Source organism: Halodesulfovibrio sp. (genome assembly GCF_025210605.1).
GTDB lineage: Bacteria > Desulfobacterota > Desulfovibrionia > Desulfovibrionales > Desulfovibrionaceae > Halodesulfovibrio.
The window spans coordinates 26,820-50,027 of sequence record NZ_JAOARI010000026.1 but is presented as its reverse complement, the minus strand read 5'-3'; the positions used below and the strand labels follow the sequence as shown (position 1 = coordinate 50,027).

Annotated in this window: 22 protein-coding genes and 1 pseudogene; 14 read left to right on the top strand and 9 right to left on the bottom strand. The window is 43.6% G+C overall.

Translation table 11 applies throughout. The annotated features are described in order from the left end of the window. The 3 genes and pseudogenes from N4A56_RS10145 to N4A56_RS10135 form a co-directional block, all read left to right on the top strand. A partial coding sequence (locus N4A56_RS10145) for a flagellin (protein WP_295547013.1) occupies positions 1-244 on the top strand: 244 nt, incomplete at its 5' end. A 139-nt stretch (positions 245-383) separates the two neighbouring features. Continuing rightward, positions 384-803: pseudogene (locus tag N4A56_RS10140) on the top strand (flagellin); the annotation flags it as partial. Between the two features lie 846 nt (positions 804-1,649). Next, complete coding sequence (locus tag N4A56_RS10135) at positions 1,650-1,898, top strand: flagellin (protein WP_295547016.1); 249 nt, start codon at positions 1,650-1,652, stop codon at positions 1,896-1,898. A gap of 146 nt (positions 1,899-2,044) precedes the next feature. On the opposite strand, the gene rnc is transcribed toward N4A56_RS10135, so the two are convergent. Continuing rightward, the gene (gene rnc / locus N4A56_RS10130) at positions 2,045-2,725 is read right to left on the bottom strand and encodes a ribonuclease III (protein WP_295547011.1); all 681 of its coding nucleotides are present in this window, start codon (positions 2,723-2,725) and stop codon (positions 2,045-2,047) included. 514 nt (positions 2,726-3,239) lie between these two features. On the opposite strand from rnc, the gene N4A56_RS10125 reads away from it, so the two are divergent. From N4A56_RS10125 to N4A56_RS10110, 4 genes are all read left to right on the top strand, one after another. After that, complete coding sequence (locus N4A56_RS10125) at positions 3,240-4,313, top strand: phosphotransacetylase family protein (protein ID WP_293668127.1); 1,074 nt, start codon at positions 3,240-3,242, stop codon at positions 4,311-4,313. Between the two features lie 157 nt (positions 4,314-4,470). After that, positions 4,471-5,655: an MFS transporter gene (locus N4A56_RS10120; RefSeq protein WP_295547008.1), complete on the top strand. Its 1,185-nt coding sequence runs from the start codon at positions 4,471-4,473 to the stop codon at positions 5,653-5,655. Positions 5,656-5,726: 71 nt separating this feature from the next. Further along, positions 5,727-6,080, top strand: coding sequence for a hypothetical protein (locus N4A56_RS10115; protein WP_293668130.1), 354 nt, complete (start codon positions 5,727-5,729; stop codon positions 6,078-6,080). A 202-nt stretch (positions 6,081-6,282) separates the two neighbouring features. Further along, positions 6,283-8,859 carry a TIGR03960 family B12-binding radical SAM protein gene (locus N4A56_RS10110; protein ID WP_295547005.1) on the top strand — a complete coding sequence of 859 codons (2,577 nt, stop codon included), beginning with the start codon at positions 6,283-6,285 and terminating at the stop codon, positions 8,857-8,859. 275 nt (positions 8,860-9,134) lie between these two features. Here N4A56_RS10110 and N4A56_RS10105 read toward each other — a convergent pair whose 3' ends face one another. After that, complete coding sequence (locus N4A56_RS10105) at positions 9,135-9,347, bottom strand: hypothetical protein (RefSeq protein WP_295547003.1); 213 nt, start codon at positions 9,345-9,347, stop codon at positions 9,135-9,137. Between the two features lie 535 nt (positions 9,348-9,882). On the opposite strand from N4A56_RS10105, the gene N4A56_RS10100 reads away from it, so the two are divergent. The 3 genes from N4A56_RS10100 (at position 9,883) to N4A56_RS10090 (ending at position 11,156) form a co-directional block, all read left to right on the top strand. Beyond that, positions 9,883-10,116 (top strand): helix-turn-helix transcriptional regulator, encoded by a 234-nt coding sequence (locus N4A56_RS10100; protein ID WP_295547001.1) that lies wholly within the window; start codon positions 9,883-9,885, stop codon positions 10,114-10,116. Between the two features lie 222 nt (positions 10,117-10,338). Then, positions 10,339-10,740 (top strand): hypothetical protein, encoded by a 402-nt coding sequence (locus tag N4A56_RS10095; RefSeq protein ID WP_295546999.1) that lies wholly within the window; start codon positions 10,339-10,341, stop codon positions 10,738-10,740. 215 nt (positions 10,741-10,955) lie between these two features. Further along, positions 10,956-11,156, top strand: coding sequence for a hypothetical protein (locus tag N4A56_RS10090; protein WP_293668554.1), 201 nt, complete (start codon positions 10,956-10,958; stop codon positions 11,154-11,156). A 97-nt stretch (positions 11,157-11,253) separates the two neighbouring features. Here the strand turns inward: N4A56_RS10090 and N4A56_RS10085 are convergent, their stop codons facing one another. Next, positions 11,254-11,988, bottom strand: a complete 735-nt coding sequence (locus N4A56_RS10085; RefSeq protein WP_293668552.1) for a hypothetical protein — start codon at positions 11,986-11,988, stop codon at positions 11,254-11,256. Positions 11,989-12,177: 189 nt separating this feature from the next. After that, positions 12,178-12,450, bottom strand: coding sequence for a hypothetical protein (locus N4A56_RS10080; protein WP_293668551.1), 273 nt, complete (start codon positions 12,448-12,450; stop codon positions 12,178-12,180). A 135-nt stretch (positions 12,451-12,585) separates the two neighbouring features. Between N4A56_RS10080 and N4A56_RS10075 the strand changes: the two genes are divergently transcribed. After that, a complete protein-coding gene (locus N4A56_RS10075; protein WP_366519913.1) occupies positions 12,586-12,984 on the top strand; it encodes a helix-turn-helix domain-containing protein in 399 nt (132 codons plus the stop codon). A 21-nt stretch (positions 12,985-13,005) separates the two neighbouring features. Here N4A56_RS10075 and N4A56_RS10070 read toward each other — a convergent pair whose 3' ends face one another. The 3 genes from N4A56_RS10070 to ybgF all read right to left on the bottom strand — a co-directional run bounded on the left by N4A56_RS10070 (position 13,006) and on the right by ybgF (position 16,622). After that, positions 13,006-13,974: a tyrosine recombinase XerC gene (locus N4A56_RS10070; protein WP_293668548.1), complete on the bottom strand. Its 969-nt coding sequence runs from the start codon at positions 13,972-13,974 to the stop codon at positions 13,006-13,008. Between the two features lie 62 nt (positions 13,975-14,036). Beyond that, entirely contained in the window at positions 14,037-15,761 is a 1,725-nt protein-coding gene (dprA, locus tag N4A56_RS10065) for a DNA-processing protein DprA (RefSeq protein WP_293668546.1), read from the bottom strand. Between the two features lie 9 nt (positions 15,762-15,770). After that, the gene (gene ybgF / locus N4A56_RS10060; RefSeq protein WP_293668544.1) at positions 15,771-16,622 is read right to left on the bottom strand and encodes a tol-pal system protein YbgF; all 852 of its coding nucleotides are present in this window, start codon (positions 16,620-16,622) and stop codon (positions 15,771-15,773) included. Positions 16,623-16,982: 360 nt separating this feature from the next. Here ybgF and N4A56_RS10055 point away from each other — a divergent pair, with 360 nt between their 5' ends. Together N4A56_RS10055 and N4A56_RS10050 are read left to right on the top strand one after the other, a co-directional pair. Then, positions 16,983-17,957, top strand: a complete 975-nt coding sequence (locus tag N4A56_RS10055; protein ID WP_295546992.1) for a hypothetical protein — start codon at positions 16,983-16,985, stop codon at positions 17,955-17,957. 231 nt (positions 17,958-18,188) lie between these two features. Next, positions 18,189-19,259: a branched-chain amino acid aminotransferase gene (locus N4A56_RS10050; protein ID WP_295546990.1), complete on the top strand. Its 1,071-nt coding sequence runs from the start codon at positions 18,189-18,191 to the stop codon at positions 19,257-19,259. Positions 19,260-19,325: 66 nt separating this feature from the next. Here the strand turns inward: N4A56_RS10050 and N4A56_RS10045 are convergent, their stop codons facing one another. Together N4A56_RS10045 and N4A56_RS10040 are read right to left on the bottom strand one after the other, a co-directional pair. Beyond that, on the bottom strand, positions 19,326-19,898 hold the full coding sequence (locus N4A56_RS10045; protein ID WP_295546988.1) for a DNA-3-methyladenine glycosylase I: 573 nt from the start codon (positions 19,896-19,898) through the stop codon (positions 19,326-19,328). Between the two features lie 381 nt (positions 19,899-20,279). Beyond that, a complete protein-coding gene (locus N4A56_RS10040; RefSeq protein WP_293668538.1) occupies positions 20,280-21,461 on the bottom strand; it encodes an iron-containing alcohol dehydrogenase in 1,182 nt (393 codons plus the stop codon). A gap of 403 nt (positions 21,462-21,864) precedes the next feature. On the opposite strand from N4A56_RS10040, the gene N4A56_RS10035 reads away from it, so the two are divergent. Further along, positions 21,865-22,950 carry an aldose epimerase family protein gene (locus N4A56_RS10035; protein ID WP_295546986.1) on the top strand — a complete coding sequence of 362 codons (1,086 nt, stop codon included), beginning with the start codon at positions 21,865-21,867 and terminating at the stop codon, positions 22,948-22,950. Positions 22,951-23,208: the final 258 nt, after the last annotated feature.

Sequence of the window (23,208 nt, the reverse complement as noted above, 5' to 3'; positions counted from 1 at the left end):
TCGTAAAGATAAAATCCGTGCAGAACTTGGTTCCACACAGAACCGCCTTAGCGCTACCATTGAAAACGTGTCTATTCAGAAAGAAAACCTTCAGGCTTCTGAGTCCCGTATCTCCGACGTGGACGTAGCAACAGAAATGACTGAGTTCAACAGAACACAGATCATGACGAACGCTGCTGTTTCCATGCTCGCTCAGGCAAACTCACTGCCAAAGATGGCTCAGAAACTCCTTGACGCTCGCTAGAATAGATCACCCCTAATATACTCATAAGAGCTGGGGAACATTCTCCAGCTCTTTTTTCAACGCATCCGCACAACGCAATTGGCTCGCAACATTTTGCCATTGCTATAGATAGTTTTGTAGAACACGGAGGTTATACAATATGTCTTTGGCCATTAACCACAATATGCTGGCAATTAATGCTAGATACAGTCTCGATCAAAGCTATAAAAATATGGAGACGTCTACCGGTAGACTTTCTTCCGGTCTTCGCATCAACACCTCTGCGGATGATGCCGCTGGACTTGCTATTCGAGAAATTATGCGTGCGGATATTTCGACTATCCATCAGGGAATCCGTAATGCTAACGATGGCATTTCCATGATTCAGACTGCCGATGGCGCACTTGGACTTATTGATACCCAGCTGATTCGCATGAAAGAATTAGCGCAACAGGCTTCTACCGGAACATACAACGCTAGTCAGCGTGAATTTATCAACCAAGAGTATCAAAAGCTTGCAGCAGAAATCACTCGAATTTCAGAAGGCACAGAGTTCAACAACCTATTCCCGCTCAAGGGATATCAGCATAATTTTACTGTTCATAACGCAGCGCCAGTAACAGCTGGTACTGCAACAGTTGATACTGCAACAAAAACAGTAGATTCTATCGGCATTGGCGACACTATCGCTTTCGCCAATAAGAATAAAAACGGCTTCACAGTAACCACCACCGCAACATTTTCTGAAGCAGGCTCTGGCACAGCCGCGCCGGTAAAAGCGACATACGTTTACAATGAAGACGGTACAACATCAGTTACCCCAGAAAAACCTTCGGCTGGCGCAAAGACGTTAGTCAGCTCAGAAACATACAGTCTCAGTAAACAGTATGAGCCAAGTGAAGCTACAAGCGTTAGCTACGAAATTTCAAAAGACGGTGGAAAAAGCTGGGAATATCTTCCTGCTACAGGAAAAATTCAGACAAAAGCTGGTGAGCAGCTGCGTGTAACTGCATCATACCCTCGAGGACAAGTCACCGAAACATTTGTTGACCCTAGCAGCACAGATCCTGCACACTCCGGTGATGATGGAAACATTGTATTCGAGTTTGATTCTGATACCCATACTGTCAGCTACAAAACCGTACCTAAGCACACCGTCACTCCTCCTGCAACACTTACAGAAGAGCAGGTAAATGAAAACACTGCACAAGCAAAAAAAGATCTTGAATTAGCGCAGTTCAACATCAAAACAGATTCTGCTCTCAGTGTTAACTTTGCATTTGGTACTCAGAACGACTTCGGGGACAACTATTCAATTCATATCGGCAAAGTTTCAGCCCGCTCTCTTAACATCGGTGTAGAAACTGGCGACAACTTGCTGACAAAAGAAGGTGCCCTTGAATCTTTAGGAAGATTGAAAGAGGCAATGCTGAAGATTGAAAACATTCATGCGCATATTGGTGCGACTCAAAACCGCCTTTCTGCTTCAATCGACAATATTTCTATTCAACGTGAAAATGCACAAGCATCAGAATCTCGCATTTCCGATGTTGATGTTGCCAACGAAATGATGCTGTTCACAAGCAGACAGTTGCAAGCCAATGCAGCTATGGCAATGCTGGTTCAGGCAAACTCCTTGCCGGAAACCGCACGCAGATTACTTCAAGGCTCGTAACCTCTGCTGCTATACAATAAAAAAAGCCGGAGAAATTCTCCGGCTTTTTTTATTAGTTTTGTCCCGTCCTTAAATAAGCTCACAACAAAAAAATTTATTATGAAAAAGTAAGCAAGGACAAGAACTAAACGTATCAACGGGCTTAGTTAGGCTTCAAAGCGCTCCAATGCAATGCTTGCAGCGTATTGTTCAGCCCTTTTTACACTAGGACCTTCAGCAATAACAACTGTGCCATCCGGTAACCCAAGCTCCACCTCAAAAACTTTGGCGTGTTCAGGACCTTTACTACTCTTGAGAGTATAGGAAGGACGGTCTTTAAATTTCTTTTGCGTAAGTTCCTGCAAACGGCTTTTGTAGTCTTTTGCTTTTGTTGTTTCAGGCTCATTTGGCCACTTACTTTCAAAGACGTTATCAATATAAGCAAGCGCACTATCGTAGCCGCCATCAAGGAAAACTGCACCGAGCACCGCTTCAAAAGCATCACTCAATAAAGAGTGCCTGTCACGACCACCTTGTGCTTCTTCACCTTTTCCAAGCTTCAAATATTTGTCCAACTGCATTTCAATAGCTAGAGCAGCAAGAGAAGGCTTGCTCACCAACTTTGCACGCATACGGGTTAACACACCCTCTCTGGCTTTAGGAAACTTGGCAAATAGCCGTTCAGAAACGCAGATTTCAAGAACTGCATCTCCTAAAAATTCTAATCGTTCGTTATGTTCTATCGCCCCGCCATGTTCATTTGCAAAAGAACTATGCGTGAGAGCTGTTTCAAGCAAAGAAATTTGAGTAAATGTATAACGAATATGTTCTTGCAATCTTTCGAGCATACTATCCTTCTCGCACACAATGGTGCTTTTCTGCCAACAACCGCCTGAGTAAAAAAGACATGACTGCCTTTTGTACCCAAGTCTTGTCAACAGCATACTGTGACCGTATAAGTTTGCATTGGCGGTTATCTTTTTTTTGGCTGCATGTAAATACAGATGCCGCTTATTATGTCGATTATACCGAAAACTGTTTTGAAAAACACAGTTATACACTATACACTACACATACGCCGTTTTCACTCAATTAGATAAGCACCAAACACCCATACCTACTTTTCTCATAACCTGAAAACAATGAATATCTTTCTTGATTTTCTCTGGTATAATACGCAGAGTGGTTAGCGCACATCAGCTTACACAGCGGTATAGTATTCATTATACATTTTTAGTTTGCCTTCTATTCACGGCGGACTACTTTTTATGATATTGTTTTGACATCTGTGGTAGAATTTTTTGCAAATTTGCAACCTGCTAACACAGAGTTATTATATAGTTTTTTCGACAGGAGGACGCAATGGCTGCAGGAATCTACATTGGCTCTACTTCCGGATACTCCGGTAAAAACATGGTTGTTATGGGTATTGGCCTGCGTCTTCAAAAAGAAGGGTTTGATGTAGGCTACATGAAACCGGTTGGAGCAGTACCGGAAGAGCGCGATGGCATTCTCGGAGATCAGGATGCTTTCTTTGTTCAAGATATTCTTGGACAGGACGCGCCGCCCGAATTTGTCAGCCCAGTTGTTGTAACGCAAGACTTTAAAGTACGTGCCTTCAGCGGACAGTATGACGACCTTATGCCATCCATTAAGCATGGGTACGAACAGCTTGCTAAAGGCAAAGATGCCATGGTTGTTGCCGGTTCCGGCTCTATGTATTCAGGTCGTTACTGTAACATCGACGGCATGCGTGTTGCTAAAGAACTTGGCTTACAAATTGTTGTCATTGACCGCCTCGATAAAGAACTGAACTACGACTACCTTGTAGTACTTAAGGATGTTCTTGGGGACAGCCTTGCAGGTGTTATCTTGAATGACATTCCTTCCAGCTTTATGAATGAAGTAGAAGGACTCATTAAGCCATTCCTTGAGCGCAATGACATTAAAGTTCTGGGAGTCATTCCTAAAGACCCGCTCATGGGAGCCATCAGGGTTAGCGACCTTGCAGAACGGCTCGGCGGAAAAGTTATCTCCTGTGCTTCAAAGTCCGAAAAAGTTGTAGAAAACTTCCTTATCGGCACAATGCAGGTTGAAAACTTTATGACTCATTTCCGTAAGAATAAAAATTCTGCCGTTATTGTTGGTGGTGACCGTTCCGACGTACAACTTGTTGCCCTTGAAGGTAACTGCCCGTGCCTTGTGTTAACCGGTAACCTTTACCCTAATGACATTATTCTTACCCGTTCTGAAGTGTTAAATATTCCTATTGTTGTAGTGCGCGATGACACCTACACCGTAGCAAAGAAAATGGAAGCTATTCTTTCCAGACACAAGCTACGTGATGTTATAAAAATTCGTCAGGGTGCTCAGCTCGTCAGCTCCTCAATCGACTTTGAATACATCAAAGAACGCATGGGGCTAGTTAACAAGTAGTGATTACATAAGGCTGAGAAAAACTTGCTTACCAAAGTTTTTCTCAGCCTTTTTACTATAGCAATTGCTTAAACGACGCATTTCGGCTTCTCACATTCACGTTGTTGGTTCTCTCAAACTCATCCGCACACATTAACGCTCTTCACACAAAAATTCCATGCCTACAGACAAACACTACCAAGGCGTACTGCCATTTCGCACGGCTTTTCCATATCTTTGTCTCATTGCGCTTCTTTTCTATTTCAACTGCGTAGAACGCGCACTTCTTTCGCCGTTGCTCGTATCGATTCAGCAAGAATTTAACTTTTCCAACACTGTAACCACCAGTCTCCTTGTAGTCAGATCCGTTGGATTAAGTATCAGCTTGCTGGCAAACAGTTTTCTCGCCGTACATTGCAAACACAAGCACATTGTTACAGCATCCGTTTTTTTAGCTGGCACCAGCTTCACTATGTTGTCCATGACTACAACATATCTGCAATTACAGCTTGGCTTACTTCTATTCGGACTTTCTGCCGGATTATATTTCCCATCCGGCATGGCAACACTAAGTTCTCTGGTAGACAAAAAAAACCTGAGCAAGGCATTATCTATCCATGAGCTAGCCCCTAACCTTTCGTTTATTTCCGCGCCGTTTATTGTCGAATTAATGCTTTCTTTCACCGACTGGCGAGGAACAATGCAATGTGTAGGGGTAGCATCCATGCTGCTGGCAGTTTTTTTTGCATTCATGGGCAAGGGTGGGCACGGCAATGGCGCTGCACCGCGATTCTCCACACTCAAACGCCTTGCAACAAAGCGCAACACCCTAATATTTTTTGTGTTAGTAGGCATAGGACTGACACTTGAAACAGCTCCGTACTATGTGCTGCCACTCTTTTTAGTAAACCAACAGCACATGACTAGCGCCGAAGCCAATAGCCTACTGGCTATATCCAGACTGGCAACGCCTTTTATGGCACTCAGTGCAGGGTATATCTCATCCAAAACCGGCGCCAGACCTCTACTCCTTGCGGGGTTGTTTCTCAGTGCAATATGTCTTGCTCTTATGGCAACAACTCAGGGAACTCTCCTTACAACGGCAATAATTGCGCAACCACTATTTCCAGCTATGCTGTTCCCTGTAATCTTCAAGGTCTTTTCCGATTTTTTTCCAGCAGAAGAACAATCGCTTGTGCTGGCTGTTACTATGCCGTTTGTCGGCATCATCGGCTCAGGTATTATGCCGAATTTTTTGGGATACTGCGGAGATGTATTCTCCTTCCAAATCGGCTTTGCCATTTTCAGCATACTGACTGTTGCAAGCATGACCGTTCTTTTTATTACGCCATCTAAAGATTAGCACGCTGAACACCTTGACAGTTGCAGAACGAATACCTACCTAAAGCCGGAACTTACTTTAAGGAGCAGAACATGGCTTATGAAATTAAATTAGTTAAACTGGTGAGCGGAGACATGCTCATTGGCAAAGCAAACGTTGAAGATAATATGCTTACTGACGTGGCTGTTTTGCAGACTGTCCCTACTCAGCAAGGCGTTCAGATGATGCTCCTGCCTTTCGGTTACCCGTTTGAGCAAGATTTCGACGCTAAAATTTCTACCGAACACGTAATTTACGAATACAAAGAGTGTCCGGAAGATCTTAAAACAAAATACTTAGAAGCTACTTCCAACCTTACCGTTTCTACCGGTGGTCTTGGCAACCTTGACCTTCAGGGTGGCGCAGGCGGTAATGTTACTGACATCTCCCAGCTTCTGAAAAAATAATATTTTTTATTTTACTAGTTTTTATGAGAGGCGGCAGGTATGCCGCCTCTTCCCTATTTTGCACAACATAACTTTTTACGGAACCTCAGTCCGGTAGTTGACGCCAGTAATTTTTGGTGAGCTACCGTCGTGAAAAAAATATGAGGAAGCTTTTCCTGTCGTATTTTTCCAACCGACTGAAACCTCTGTATAAGGATACTCCATGCGTGAATTGCTGCAACTGGTTCCAAAGCCAAGCCGCTACCTCGGCACTGAAGAAGGAACCATTCATAAACAAGGTAAGGACATTTCTATCCATATCGCCCTTGCGTTTCCGGACATGTACGAAGTGGGCATGTCTTACCTTGGTCAAAAAATTCTTTACGGAATTCTTAACGAACGCGAAAACTGGTGGGCAGAACGTGTTTTCACCCCTTGTGTAGAGACTGCACAGGTACTGCGCGACCATAATGCATCGCTTGCAACGCTGGAGTCCGATACCCCGCTTGGCAAACTCGACATGGTAGGGTTCCACGTAACCCACGAGCTTTGCTACACCAACATTCTGTACATGCTGGATTTAAGCGGCATTCCATACCGCACCGCTGACCGCGGAAACTCTCTGGATACCCCTATCATCATGGCTGGTGGCGGATGTACGTTATCCGCTGAGCCACTTGCACCATTTATGGATCTTATGACTCTCGGTGAAGGCGAGTCCATGATGGTAGAGCTTCTTGACACCCTTGAGCAGTGTAAAAAAGAAAATACCTCACGCCATGAGTTCCTTCTCCGCGCAGCAAAAATTCCGGGCGTATACGTACCTTCTTTCTTTAAGCAGAAAGAAGACAATGCAACATTAGTTCCTACTGAAGACATTACAGCACGTCCTACCCGTCGTGTTGTGCCAGATATGAACGATGCAGAGTTTCCAACCAGCCAGCCAATTCCTTTTGGTGCAGTGCACAGCCGTCTCGCCCTTGAGATTGCACGCGGTTGTACCCGTGGATGCCGTTTTTGTCAGGCAGGTATGACCTACCGCCCTGCACGCGAGCGCTCCGTTACCAATGTTGAAAAGATTGTACAGGAAAGCCTCACAACCACAGGGTATGATGACCTTTCTTTCCTTTCGTTATCAACAGGCGACTTCTCTGCTCTTAAAGAGCTGTTCATGAATACGGTTGACCGTTGCTCACAGGAACAAGTTTCAGTTTCACTGCCATCGCTACGTGTAGGCTCCATTGATGATGACATCATGGAAAAAATGGCATCTATCCGCCGCACTGGTGCAACTCTCGCACCGGAAGCTGGCAGCCAGCGTATGCGAGATGTGATTAACAAAGGCATCACTGAAGAAGCCATTATCACCCATGTACGTAAACTGTTCCAGCATGGCTGGCAGCAGGTAAAACTGTACTTTATGATCGGTCTGCCGACTGAAACCTACGAAGACCTTGATGCCATCGTTGAGCTTTGCCGCAAAGTACGCGGTGCAGCAGGCAAACGAATTCAGGTTACCGCAGGCATTTCACCATTTGTTCCTAAACCGAACACACCGTTCCAGTGGGAACCACAAATTTCATATGACGAAATCCGCAACCGCATTCAGTACCTGCGCGACAAGTTCAAGCAGGAAAAAAATATGCGTATGCGCTGGCACGAGCCAGAATCCAGCATGCTGGAAGGCATTTTCTCCCGTGGTGACCGTCGCCTTGCTGATGTTGTAGAAACTGCCTACAACAAGGGTGCTGTATTCAGCAGCTGGGTAGAACATTTTTCTATCGATCCGTACCTTGAAGCTGTTGAAGAGCACGGCCTCACCGTTGATGAATACACTGGCAGCCGCGATGTTGACGCTGCTCTGCCATGGGATCACCTCAACAACGGCGTAACAAAAGAATTTCTTCTTCGTGAATTACAACGCGCAAAAGAAGAAAAAGTTACAGATGACTGTCGCTACGGAGCATGTCGGGTCTGCGGTGCATGTGATAAAGGGGCAAAAGAATCCAAACTTGAGCGCCTCACCGAAGACACCAAATATAAAAATGTTCTTAACAACGAAGCGCGAGATCAGCAGGCACATGAAATTGAGCTTGATGAGAAAGGTCGTATCGTTATCAAGTCCGCTGTGTCTAATAAGCCGCCGAAACTTGCCGAGCATCTTACCGTAAAAGCAGCGCACTTGCGAATTTGGTACAGTAAAGAAGATACTTCAGTATTTCTTTCACAGTTAGAACTTCAGTCTATTTTCGAGCGTATTTTTCGCCGTGTAGAACTGCCGCTCACCTTCTCGCAGGGCTTCCATCCATTGCCGCTTATCTCCTTTGGTCGTGCTTTACCAATTGGGGTTGCAAGTAAAAAAGAATGGGTAAACATATTCATCCGCGAACCATTCACACCGGAAGAAGTTTTCAAAAAGCTTATTTCTGCGTTTCCATCCGGCATGCATCCAGTTGCTGTTGAACGTCTTTCTATGGCGAAAAAGCAGGCACAACCATATGCAGAAACATTCAAAGTAGAATATGCAGGTAATGAAGAGCGCAAAGCAGACTTTATTCAAGCTTTTAAAGACATGCTCGAAGAAGAGTCTATCATGTGGACGCGTACCACCAAAAAAGGCGAACGCACTATGGACGTCCGCCCTGTCTTTGCAAAGGTTATCTTTAACGAAGACGACATTACCATCACTCTTGACTGGACAGACATTTATGTCTCACCAGTTAATATTGTTAAAGCAATTACACCGGGCTTTGACGTTCTCGACTTCAAGATGACTAAGCTTGAGCAACACATGCCCTAATCGCTTAAAACAATAGGTAGAAGTGTTGTGATATCCAAGCCGCTTCTCCAGCAATTGCAAAACATCATGCCGCCCACTGCTTCTAAAGCATTGGGCGGCATTTTTATTATTTTTTTCTAATAGACCTATCCATTAGTGCGGTATCGACTGCACCTTTAACAACTCTTGATCTAATGAATCTAATTTGTACTTTGTAAAGTCTCGCAAAAGAATAAGTATTTCTTTAGACTCGTCTTACCATTACTAACGTTAGTTACAGCACATCGACTTCAGCATTACGAATGCCCCACTACAGAAAAAGGGGAACCATTCCTGCCACCTTCTGGTAGTTCTGCCAAAAATTTTAACTGAGCGGCATGCTGCTGAAACTCAGAAAGTCCCGGCACATCGTATCCAGCAGCAGAAAGTCTCAACGCTGCTTCATACGCTTTTATACCAAGTCCTAATCCAGCAGAAACAAGTCTAACCGTGTCTTGTCCGTTCGACATATTGTTTCTCCTCATAAACAGTTATGTTTCATAGTAAGCAATTGGAGAATATGCGGCACGTTTCGAACCATGCACAGAAAAGGAACGGTACAGCCCTATTCAATCCTTTCATCCGGTCACACCAATGCACTTCCCCACCACAAGCTTATATAGCTAGGTTTCTATACAGAAACAAAAAAACGTCAAGCGGAACGCCAAGATATGACAAAATTAAAATATAAAAAGCGCTACCAGCCAATATTCATCAAACTTTGTTTCCATGTGTATACAAAATAAATAGAACAACTGATATCATAGCAGCGCCGGTTTTAGGCCAAAGAAACACAAAAATCCCCTGCCTAAAAAGACAAGGGATTCTTAATCCTAGCTGGTGTAGAGCACAGCTAGTTAGATCAGATGCGCACTGAACCTTTAAATCCATGCGAATTGTGCACCATCTATTCGCATACATTGTTGAACTCTTAATATCCCAATTTGGGATATTAGTAAATACAGCATACCTTAAATTCTTTCAAGATTACGCAAAGGATTCAGCATGAAATCAATCTATTTGAAAGAATATAAGGCTATCATCGACGCACTAGTCGCAGAGCGAAAAAAAGCAGGAATAACGCAAACAGAGCTTGCACATAAATTGGGAAAACCTCAGTCCTTTATTTCCAAGACAGAAAATAAAGAGCGGCGGCTCGACATTGTAGAGTTCTTCCATATTTGCAGAGCAATCGAGAAAAATGGCGTTGAAATCCTGCAAGCAGCAGGAATTTGCTAACCATGCGAACACGTTTTGCATCAACCGCAGAAAATGCACCGCGTTTCACCTCTCCTCACTCAACCCCCTAATTTTTATACCATCCCCATAGAGTTACTCTATCAAAATTTATTCTTTCAGTGCCTCCAGTTAATAGCACTTCTCGTTTTTTCATTTGACAAGCTTGTTAATGACATATCAGTATCATTTTTTTCAAAATAATCTTTAATCGGATTTCTTTGCATGAAAGAACAGCGCCCACTGCTTCCACTTTTTGGATTACTGGTTTTAACTATAGTTACGTTTGTCGTCACCCTTGTCTTTTTCCAATTCAAGTGGCTGGTTTTATTCCACTTCGTTTCACTTACTATTATTGTTGCTACAACCTACTATAAAGAAAAACGGGAACACGCGCTTAACCTTGTCCACTTAAGCAGCATTGTGGCAGGTATCATCTCTTTTGGCGTTTTTCTATGGAGCGCTGCCTGCTTTTTATTTGAACTGGAAACACTTTCCACCGCTGCCAAATGGCAAACAATGGGCACACTCGCCGCTAGTGGTATTACTGGCATGGCTGCGTTTGCAACCTTCGGCTCGCTGCTACGTATGTTTCAGACAAAAAAAGAAAGTAAAGACAACGAGTAGCGCATAAGCACACAGCCCACCCACTACAAATATCATTATCTCCACACCACCATGCTGCAAAAAGTGGTGGCAGCATACAGGATCGTGTCAAAGCAGCAGTTAGACCTTTTCTACATAGGCTTTGCTGGCAATAACAAGCCAATGCACAAGACATTTTTTATTGATTGAAGAGCGTAGCAGCCTTACAATCACCAAAAACAGTAAAGGAGACTTTCATGAAATACGTTCAAGTTTCTGATGAAATGTGTGCTCAAAAAGAAGACCAGCCATACCCAACAAAAGTAATCTGCGAAGCCTGCTTTACCCTTATTATGAGCGACCCAAACCAAAAACTCATTACAGCTGACGCTTCAGGCACACCTGCCCCAGATGCTGAATGTGAATTCAGAATTGCTCACAATTGCGAATCACTCTAGCAGCACCACAAAAAAACAAAAGCAACGCGAAGTCACTCCCGTTGCTTTTTTATTTAGGCTTTGTTGCCTGCATGTAATACATGTCTACAAATAATGCTTAGCCACTGTTACGATATCTCACCCTGCGCTTTGTGACTTTAACTCTTCCAAAAGGCGTATGTTCCCAATAGAAGCCTGTAATATTCGGACAATCAATGTAAATTGATTCACAATTATCTTGCGAATACACCAGCTTCCCATTTTTTTCATACGAGAAATACGCTGCCAGCCATATTCGATAATTACCGAGTGTAAATTCAACGCAGTTCGTTAATCCGCCAACATAACTTGCTTCTTTAGTCCCTGCTCGATCCATATAGCCTATGGAAGCAACCACACTGAGTTGATGCTTCATGTCTTTCCAAAAGGAATTATTGCAAGCAAACTCTTTTCTATCCCCCTGCGACAGATAAAATCCCTTTCGTTCATCCACCTCACTGTAGTGCCCATACGGATGAGTGTGAAAATCACCCAAATATTGATAACTCGGCCAAAATGAACGAACAATATCTCTTTTTAAACAAGCGGCATCTTTATTATACAATACACTGTCATTTTCTTGTTTTGATGATGTATCCGTATTTATAAATTCTACATGAAATATTTTTTGACCTTCACCAACTTCAACAACATGCCCAAAGAGATGTCCAAAGACTTCCAACCAACGCTGCTTATTTGCTTTCGGCTTATTTTTATGAACAATTGTATAAGCTTCGAGCGAGTTTAAAATAAGATTAATCAATGCAGGCTCAGAAAATCGAACTCCATATTCAATGTCATCATTATCTATCATCGTCACATCCACCTTCTATAAATGCACAAAAGCACAGACAGTTTGAGACATTCACCTAATGCGTATAGCTAATTAGATAGACAAGTTCTTTGGGCGCGACAAGCCAAAGTAATACTGATGATTATAACCACATTACGACAAGGATTTCTTCATCAACACTACCAGTTTTAGTTCAGTTTTTTTAACATATTACGAGGCTGGATTCTTTTTTGGCTTAGGACCTGGGGCTATATCACGGGCAGGAGGAATTAGCGGTTCTGGTATTCCAGCTTGAAGAAGCTGTTTATAGCGGTGTGTGGGCACTCTAGGAGCATGCAGTAAATTAAATGCTGTAGAACGAGTTGCTCCAATAGATTTTCCAATCGACGCGTAGCTGAGCCTCTTTCGTTTCATATAAAGTTCAAGCTTTTCAGTGCGCGTTAAATCATCTATAAGTTCCGGTATTAGGTCACGTTGTTTCATTAATTTACCCTCGCCAAATGAATTAATAAGTTCGGCAAAACATAGGTAAATATATTTTTAATTTAGGTCAATTTATTTTGAAAAAAAGAGACTGTTTTTTTCACACAAGACGATTTCGCTTTACGCTTAAAAAAAATCATGAAAGCCAAAAATCTTACCGGTTATGTTCTTGCAGAACGTGCAGGTATTACAAAGCAAACCTTTTCAGGATACTTAAATAAAGGTCGTACTCCTGTATGTTCCGTAATCGCAGAGTGGGTCGTCGAAATCGGAATAAATGCCAACTGGATTTTAACTGGAGTCGGCGAAATGTTTCTTGATGAAGGATCGAAAACAACACCTGCTGCCACGCTACAAACAGAGGGAACAATCGATCCCATTGCACAACGTATGGAAACAGCAGCTCGACTCCTTAGAGAGGCAGACGCCTCACCGGAGCTCATACAGCAAGCAATATTGGCAATCATAGAGTCAGAAAAACACGCAGAAAATCAGAGTAAAAATCCCCCGTTCCCACCGTCTCCTGACTGCTAGCTGCCATGAGCGCATAGCTTCTTACTCTTTTCCGCCAGGATGTGCTTTATCGTAGACTTCAACAAGCTTTGCGATTGTGAGGTGGGTATACCGTTGTGTTGTAGTAAGCCGTGCATGCCCCAACAACTCCTGCACGCTTCGCATGTCAGCTCCGGCTTCAAGTAGGTGTGTTGCAAAAGAATGACGCAGGCTATGCGGCGAAACAGATTGTGGCAATCCCACTCGTTTACATAAATCTTCGATAAGGCGTGCCGCCTGCCTTCGATTAAGCCTTCCGCCTCGTGCCCCAAGAAACAATGCAGTTTCCTGACCGCTGGCATCAAGCTTATCGCGTACAGACATCCATGCGTTCATAGCATCCTTTGCGGTATCAGAAAGAGGCACAACGCGCTCTTTATTCCCTTTACCCATAACACGCACAACACCGGAGTTAGCGTTAACATCATAAATATCGAGCCGTAGGGCTTCAGAAATACGAAGTCCAGAACCATACAAAAGCTCAGCAAGTGCAAGGTCGCGCAGCAACTGCTCTTCCCCGTATGCGCGTTTACGGGTAGATTCGGCAGCTAACTGTTTTTTCTTATTAAGTACTTCAAAAGTCTGATCTACGTTGAGCGCTGTTGGCGCTTTTTGCGGGGCTTTAGGGTTTCGAACCCCCTCAGTGGGGATGTGGTTAACCAACTTACGCTTTGCCATATATTTAAAAAAGCCACGTAATGCTGAGAGCTTGCGCCCCATTGAGGTCTTGCCTATTTCAACCCGATGCAGTTCTGCCAAAAAACCGCGAATATGCTCTCGTCGAATATTTTCTGGAGCATCAAGAGTATTCTTTGTTCGATGCAGGTATGTTTCAAATTGAAATAAATCGCGTGCGTATGCTTCAACCGTTGCGCTTGAGTACCCTTTTTCAATACTCAAATGCCCTATGTACATTTCTGCCATATCTGGCAATTCCGGCAGGTCACCGTCAAACGCGCTATCTGCTATCATTTTTTTCTCCATCTAAACCGAAAAGACACTACGAGGCAGCCTATTCTAAAAAAAGTACTTCACTATATTTTAGTGTACTTCATCCCCGGTAACTGACGCACCAGACCGGAAACCTCTAGCATTAACAACGCGGTACTAATCTGAGAAGCAGAAACATGGAGCATTCGGCTTAACACATCAATATGCACAGACTCTTCTCCTGCTAAAAGCAGTACTATTTGCTCTTCTAACGGTAAGGAAGAATCAACTACTTTTTCTTCAAGCGGCAAAATATCTGCATATACGCGCACAGATGGTGCAACTGGCGCACTCTCTTGCATTATTGTATGCCCCAACTGTCGGGATTCGGTACTGCTTATAGCCTCTGCCAAAAGCGAACTTCCTGCACTCTCTCCAGTACATCCAACCGAACAATCTGCATTCGGAGCCGTACCGCTCAAATGAGCCGTTATTGGAATCTCTATGACTTCTGGAATAGCTTGAAGCTGTTCTTCGATGCTTAACTCGCGCTCAACAGCGTCTGTAAAAGATTCCGGATTACCCTGCTCTTCTTCGCTACTAAAACCTTCAGAGTGAAGCTCTATTTCGGAAATAAGAGCTGATGCTTCACAGCTTTTATCTCCCTCACACTGTCGGGAAGAATTCGGCAGACCCAAGCTCTCTATTTCATTGCTTCCACCGTCTGAAGTGCACAAGACAGCTTCAGCGTTTGATGCTTGCGAAACAGAAGACACCTCCCCTACTGATACAACAGTTTCAGAGACTTTTTCAGCAGCAAGGACTGGCACAGGTTCAACAGCAGAAGGCTGAGCGGAAGAAGCAACTACCCCGATGTCCTTGGTTCTGTTCAAGCCATCAAGGGAGATTCCCAATAGCGGAGCGATAGACACCAGAATGTCATCACATGAAAACACAGCAGTCGCTCCCTGCCGTATTAAATCATGACAACCGGATGAGGTTCGGGACTGCATTCTACCCGGAACAGCAAAGACTTCACGCCCCTGCTCCAACGCATGGCGGGCAGTAATGAGACTGCCACTTTTAGGGGTAGCCTCCACCACGAGCACGCCTAACGATAATCCGCTAATAATTCTATTCCTCAGGGGGAAGTTGCGTCCTTCTGGAGGCATATTCGGTGGGAACTCAGTAACTATGATTCCGTTTTCTGCTACATCAAAAAACAGATCTCGGTTTTCCGGAGGATATACATGCGAAATGCCGGTTCCTAGTACTGCAACCGTGCTTCCCCATGCTGTCAGTGCGTTTGTGTGAGCAACAGAATCAATACCACGAGCAAGCCCAGAGACAGTCGTCACTCCTGATGCAGATAACGTCTTACTGAGAATCTTGGTTGTTTCTATCCCTTCCTGTGAACATCGACGAGACCCGACAACGCCTATTGAGGGATTCTTTAACAAGGAAGCATCACCCTTATAGTACAAAAACAAAGGTGGGTCTGGAATCTCTCGCAGCAAATCAGGGTAGGCAGAGTCAGACCACAGCAACACATCACAGGCAACCTGTGCAGCGTGATCCCATTCTTTCCGAGCTGTTTCGCGCCATCCATTGCCTAGGACAGCCTGTACTACTCTTGCTGAAACAGAAGCGCGGGAAGACCATCCTTTAATGTCTTTCATCGCCGCACTGGCAGAACCATATTCCACCAGCAGCCGTTTAGCTGTCCTGAACCCTATGCCTTTAGTATACCTAAGTGCCAACGATGCCCAAAAATCTTCGCGTCTTTCTTCTGATAGCGAAGTAAGACAACTTACAGGAGTTTCTTTCATAGAAATCTATTAGATACCGGAGAGCATTTTACGAGCAAGGCGCGCTTCATTGGATTTAGGGTACTTTTCTACAACCTTAAGGAGATAACGACGCGCTTCAGAAATTTTAAGCAATCGTTTGGAGGTATAGCCCATTTTTAACATGGCTGCTTTCGCCTTGTTGCTTTTAGGATACCTGCGCAAAACGTCACGAAACAAATCCTGCGCAACGTTGTATTCTTTCTGTGAGTAGTAGGACTCTCCAATCCAGTAAACAGCGTTAGGTGCAAGGCGGTCATGAGGGAATTCTGTTAGAAATTCTTCAAGTCGTTCACGCCCTTCAACGTGTCGCCCAATTTCCAGCAACTCCAACCCATGCTTATACATAGAAACCGAGCCTTTTTTCTTTAGCACTGGCTTCACAACTCTGGCTACAACAGGGGTACTTTTTGCAACAGGTGATTGCGCTTTAGATGGTGTACTTGATTCATGATGCGTTTCAACAACTGGTTTCGCTTTACCTTGACGCCCAGAGGTTGCTGCACTTTTTGATGCAGCAGGAATAAACATGGCAATAGCCGCCTGTTCGTCTGCATTTTTTTCTGAGGCATCCACAACATACGCTTTATCAGAAGCTGTTTTTTGCGGAGTTGGAACGTCTGTCCCCATTGCCGGAACAGCTGTTTCTTTCGCTACAATTTGCTCATCAGTACTAGCTTTTTCCGTTGCAGCGTCAGATATAGATGCAGGACTCATTGCATGTTGTTCTGCTACAGGAAGATCAAGCTTCTTCTCCAGCGTTGCAATTCTTGAAGAAAGCACTAATTCACGCGACTCTGCTTCTTCTCTGAAATTCTGAAAACGCTTCTCCAAGTTTTCCATACGCCACTTCGTACTGGCAATATCCGTATTCATGGCAGCAGTACTACAACCGCTACATACTAACATTACTAGAAATATTAACAAACGACCAAACATCACCACTCCTCTGCACCCCAAATTACGACCCGCAAATTTCTAATATACACAACAGGCTTGTTGCATCTACTACCCAACTATCATGGGCAGCATACCTGTATTCTGCTCTCAACTGAAGTTATTTTTTAAGGAAACAACAGTTGTTACGGCATCATTCGTGCATACTGATTGGTCTGGAAAACTTGCTTTTCATAGCTAAATGGTGCAAGAAACTGTTGCTCGGCACACAAGCCGTGCAAATGCATCCAAAGGAGTTCCTGTAGCATGAATTGGCTACTCAACGACCCTCAGTATATTGGACTGAGACTTGCGGCATTTCTCGTTATCTTAACATTGTTCGCAATACCGTCCCTTCCACTGATCTCTGCTTTCAGCCAGAGCCTCGCAAAATCTCACAAAAAGAGCTTTTACGATAAATTCGGCAAGCAGCTTACACGTATGTGCCTCATTTTCGGTGGCATTGCATTGGCAACCCTAGGTTTAGGCGTTGCCCGTTACTTGACAATTGATACAACGATGCTGCAAGGCCCGTATCAGTTACCTATCATCGTTACGGCTGGCGTTACCGTACTCGCCGCTGTGTTTGTTACGGTGTACTTCAAAGCTTGGAAAGCAATGCGCAAACAAAAAAGTGCGCATATTGCCCTTGGATTCTTCAGTTCATTTTTACTGTTTGCTGCAATCTGCTGCATAGCGATCTTAGCAAGCAGCTTAATGAACGCTCATCCTCTTCCATCTCTTGGTAATGCCACTGATATTTTTTGGGCTCTCTTTCTTACAGCTTACTCACCAACATTTATTACGTTTCTTACTATCGGGTTCGCCATGGGCTTTTGCCTTTGCGGTGCATTCTCACAGATGTACCTGCTTGCCCGTAGAGACAAGGACGACTTTGGTCGCGACTACTACAAATTCGCGATGCCATATGCAGCCAAGTGGGCTATCTTCGGTGCTGTGCTTCAAATAGTTGCTACAGTGACAAGATTAAATATATGGATTCTTTTCCAAATCATCAAAACAGGTACACCTGAAGCACTTATTCAGAACCCATTGGTATTAACTTGGGCTTCTGCTCTAGGCTTGCCTATTCTGGCATGTATCCTTTGGGCGCTCACGGCTGCCAGTGCAACACCTATGCGTAGAAAAGTGAGCGTATATTGTGCAGGTACACTTATACTTGTTGCTGATGTTTGCCTAATTACGCTAACCTACTTAGATTTTTTAGCGCTGTTTATGTAATCTGCAATACGCTTACATCAACTACAATACGTTTTTAAAGAGTCCGGCATCAATTACATGCCGGACTCTTTTTTTATAATGACATAACGCTCATCCATGAACAATTTTGTGCAAAAGTCGTTGACAAGCTATATCAAACTGTTCAACTATTCTTCATATTGAATGAATATTGGAGCCCCGCCAATATTGAATTATAAAACGGTATGCAACCGGAGAGAAAAGGATTCTGGAATGGATTTTAAACTTGATTTACTCCCTGAGGAAGAACGGAATCACGAGTGTTTATTAGAACTTGAAACACTCTCATTCGGTCAAATGCGCAGTGATCACATGTTCGTTATTGAATACGAAGATGGTGAGTGGAAAGACGGACGCATTGTTCCTTATCAGGATTTTTCCATAGCACCTGGCGCAATGGTTCTTCATTACGGTCAGGCTATTTTTGAAGGCGCTAAAGCATTCCAACGCGATAATGAAATTTACACATGGCGCTTTGACCAGAATGCAGCACGTCTTAACGAATCTGCACGTATCCTTTGCATGCCTGAAATCCCAGTTGATCTTCAGGTAGAAGCACTCAACCGCCTGCTTGACGTTGAACGTAACTGGTGTCCGGCTATTGACGAAGCATCATTGTACATTCGTCCTTTCATGTTCGCCACTCAGGACTCACTTGGCGTACACCCTAGTGCTAAGTACACATACTGCATTATTCTTTCACCAAGTGGTCCATACTACTCTGGTGGCTTTAGTAATACTGTTAGCTTGCTTGTCACAGAAAAGTTCCACCGTGCAACACCGGGCGGCACAGGCGCTGCTAAAGCATGTGGCAACTACGCGGCATCACTTCGCGCTCAAGAGTTTGCAAAGTCTAAAAATTGTGCTCAAGTACTGTACCTTGATACAACCAATACTTTCCTTGAAGAAGTTGGTGCAATGAACCACTTCCACATTATGAAAGACGGCTCAATCATCATTCCGGAATTTACCGACACCATTCTGAAATCAATCACCTCACAGTCAATTCTGGAATTATTCCCGAATGCTCGTCAGGAACGCATTAATATTAATGACTTCCTTGAGCAGATTGAAAAAGGTGAAATTATCGAAGCTGGTGGATTTGGTACAGCAGCTGTAATTACTCCTGTTGGTAAATACGTGACCGACGACGGTAAAGAATACGTTGTAGGCAACGGTGAAATTGGTGAACACACTCGCGCTATTTATGAAAAATATGTAAGCATGCAGCGTGGTGATGCTGAAGCCCCTGAAGGCTGGCTTGTGCAGGTTCCTCGCTACTAATACTATTTTCTATGCAATAAAAAAGGCGTCCAAATGGACGCCTTTTTTATTGCAACAACATAGAGCTCATTTTTGTAATTTTTTAACAGCTGAATGCCGAAAACAAGTAACAAGATGATCGTTTACCATTCCTACAGCCTGCATGTAGGCGTAGCAAATGGTTGGTCCCACAAATTTAAATCCCTTTTTCTTTAAGCTCTTGCTCATCTCAATGGATTCAGCAGAACTCGCAGGCAAGTCCGATACACTTTCCCACGCATTGTTAATTGAAGAACCACCAACAAACGACCAGATATAGGCATCAAAGCTGCCATACTCTTTTTGAACCGCTAAAAAACACCTCGCATTTACTATTGCAGCCTTAATTTTAAGCTTATGCCGAACTATCCCCGCATCTGCTGTCAGCTGCTCAATCTTTTCATCGGAATATTGAGCAATTTTTTTCGCGTCAAAATCATCAAAGGCACGCCTGTACGCTTCGCGTTTCTTTAAAATAGTCGTCCAACTTAACCCAGCCTGCGCTCCTTCCAGAATGAGCATTTCAAAAAGCAATCGGTCATCATGAACAGGGACACCCCACTCTTCATCATGATACCGCGTGTCCAAAGGGTTTGACTCTGCCCACCCGCACCTATTCATAGACTTCTCCTCTTATCGCTTCTAACACCACGCATAGTTAAAATAATGTGAAGAATTGTAGTGAGATAGTAACATTACTGTAACGTTTTGTACGCTATACTTAGCCAAAACAATCGAGTTAACAAGGAGAAAGGCTATGGAACGTTACATCATGCTTGCTATCCTAATTTTTTCGATCATTTTTAGTATTGTAACATATTCAGCGTAACAATCAGAAAACGCCTTATCTTTACAAGGCGTTTTCTGATTTCCAACACTTTCATTTCACATTGCAATAGATTCAGCACACGACAAATTGGCATAATGCGCAAATTGCCATCAGCCACAAAAAAAAGCGGAGGTGTACCCTCCGCTTTTCTAGTATCAAATTACTTTCGATTTCTACATTGCTGCTTCGTAAATTGCCATTACATCTTTATCAGTAGGGCAACGAGGGTTTGTGAGACCACAAGCGTCTTTCTGAGCATTAGCAGTCATGGTAGGAATATCTTTTGTGCTAACCTTCTTGCCGTAACGTTCGCCAAGAGCTTTCAAGCCTTTTGGAATACCGATGTCTGCTGAAAGTTCACGAATAGCTTTGAGGCATTTTTCAGCTGCTTCACGGACGCTCAAGCCGCTGATGTCTTCACCCATCCACACTGCCATTTCAGCAAAACGATCCATTTTCGCAATCATATTGAATTTTTCTACGTGTGGAAGAAGGATAGCGTTACATTCGCCATGAGGAAGATCATAGAAACCGCCAAGCTGGTGCGCCATAGCATGAACATGACCGAGGCTTGCGTTGTTAAATGCCATACCTGCAAGGTACTGAGCATAACACATACCGTCACGAGCTTCGATATCTTGTCCGTTTGCAACAGCAGCACGGAGATGTTTAGCAATGAGTTTAATGGCTTTTTCTGCACACGCATCTGTAAGTGGAGTCGCAGCAGTTGAAACATAGGCTTCTACTGCGTGTGTAAGAGCATCCATACCTGTAGCAGCTGTCAGTGCAGGCGGCATACCCAGCATAAGAAGAGGATCATCCAACGCAATGCCCGGTGTTACACGCCAGTCAACGATAGCCATTTTAACTTTGCGAGATGTATCTGTAATAATGCAGAAACGTGTCATTTCAGACGCAGTACCAGCAGTTGTGTTTACCGCAACGTATGGAGGCATTGGATTTGTAGATTTATCTACGCCTTCATAGTCATGAATTTTACCACCGTTAGCAATAACAAGACCGACACCTTTACCGCAGTCATGAGAACTACCGCCACCAAGAGTAATCAAGGAGTCGCAGCCCTCTTTACGGTAAATATCAACACCATCATGAACATTGGTATCGGTTGGGTTCGGGATAGTCTCGTCATAAACAACACAATCCATTTCTTCCGAGGCAAGCAAATCAACAATTTGCTGTGTCATACCGATCGCAGTAATCCCTTTATCTGTTACCAAAAGTGGCTTTTTGCCACCTAAGGCTCGAATTTTTGCTGGAATTTCTTTATGTGCGCCGATTCCTAATAAAGTAACACTTGGGATATAGAATCCATTCACTTCTTCACGTACAGCCATTTTGAAATCTCCGTAGTAAGTATCGTGTAAGAAAAAGTCATTACAATCACCTCGGTGTGTTGTATTAACTTGCCCCGTGATTTTAGGAATACACATACAAGCTTGCACTCACAAACAAAAAGGTTTTACTCACAATACGAAACAGAACACCCTTTTCTAAAAACGTGTGCATCTCATTAAATGTTCTTTTATTCACAAACTATTTTTTATAATTCTCAGTTCCTGTCCATTTCAAATAACACTGGTACAGCAAGCACTTGCCGTTTTTGTTAAAAAAGTCACAAACAACTTCAACTAACTACAGACATAAGCGTAGTTTCCACAAAAAGAAAAAATCCTTACGCAACCAGAAAACCTTGTTTACGCTCTTAGTCATAGTCTGACAGTTTTTTTGGGAGGCGACATGAAGGTTACAATCGATTCTTTTGGAACGACTCCTTCTGGAGAAATAGTTGAGCGCTATATTCTTGATAATGACCGCGGTATCACCGTTGAGTTGATAACATTCGGCGCAACAATTATGAAAATTTCTACCCCGGATTGCGGGGGGAATATTGGGGATATAACTATAGGATTCGATACTCTAGAAGAATATCTTACTAAAAATCATCACTTTGGTTCTATAGTTGGAAGATACGCAAATCGCATTGAACATGCGTCATTTAAGCTAGGCGGGACGACGTATCACTTAGATCAAAACAACGGCAAGAACCACATTCATGGTGGCTCCCACGGTTTTGATAAGTACGTATGGAGTGCTCATGTTGTGGAAGGAAAAGAAAGTGCTTCCGTCATTATGCAACATATTTCTCCAGATGGTGACATGGGATTCCCCGGTACACTTTCTGTTCAAGTTGCGTATACGCTGGACAGAATGGACACTCTCACCATTGACTACTCAGCATTTACAGATGCGCCAACAGTTCTCAATTTAACAAATCACACCTATTTCAATTTATCTGGTGAGCTTGGTTCTGACATTTCAGATCATGTTCTTACTGTCCATGCTGACGACTATATTCCGATCAAAGAAAATAGCATCCCGACAGAGGAAGCCCCGCTTCCCGTTGAGGGAAGTACCATGGATTTAACAATGCCGACGACCATCGGTGACATCATTCACAAAAAGGAACCACAAATACTCTACGCTGGCGGGCTAGATCACACCTATGTACTTTCGAAATCACATGATAATATAGTAAGGCTGGCAGCCATGCTTACGCACCCCGTTTCAGGGCGTAGCCTTTCGATAGCAACATCAGAGCCGGGAATACAAGTTTACACCGCTAACAATCTCGACAACATCACAACATACAGAAACAATGTGCATGTCCCTAAACACGGTGCTATAGCATTTGAGGCACAACATTTTCCTAATTCACCTAACAGACCGGACTTTCCATCCACCACGTTAACTCCCGAACATACGTATACCCAAAAAACCAAGTATACATTCAACAAGGTTATTACCAGCTGCAATGTTAAATAAAGAAAAGCCACAGTACGTACACTGTGGCTTTTCTACGGTTATCTACTAATACCTTCGTGTCAGTACCATAAATAATAGAACAAAGGGCAGAAGCCATAGCGCAACCAGCCCTGCAAAGAAAACAGCTGCTAAAAAGCATATCGTAGTCAGCACCCATAAAACATCACGTATCATTGCTGCGCCTCCATAATCTACTCTTAGCATACGCAACTTCATGCATTGTAACATGATTAGCATGTCACAATGGATGCTCTATTG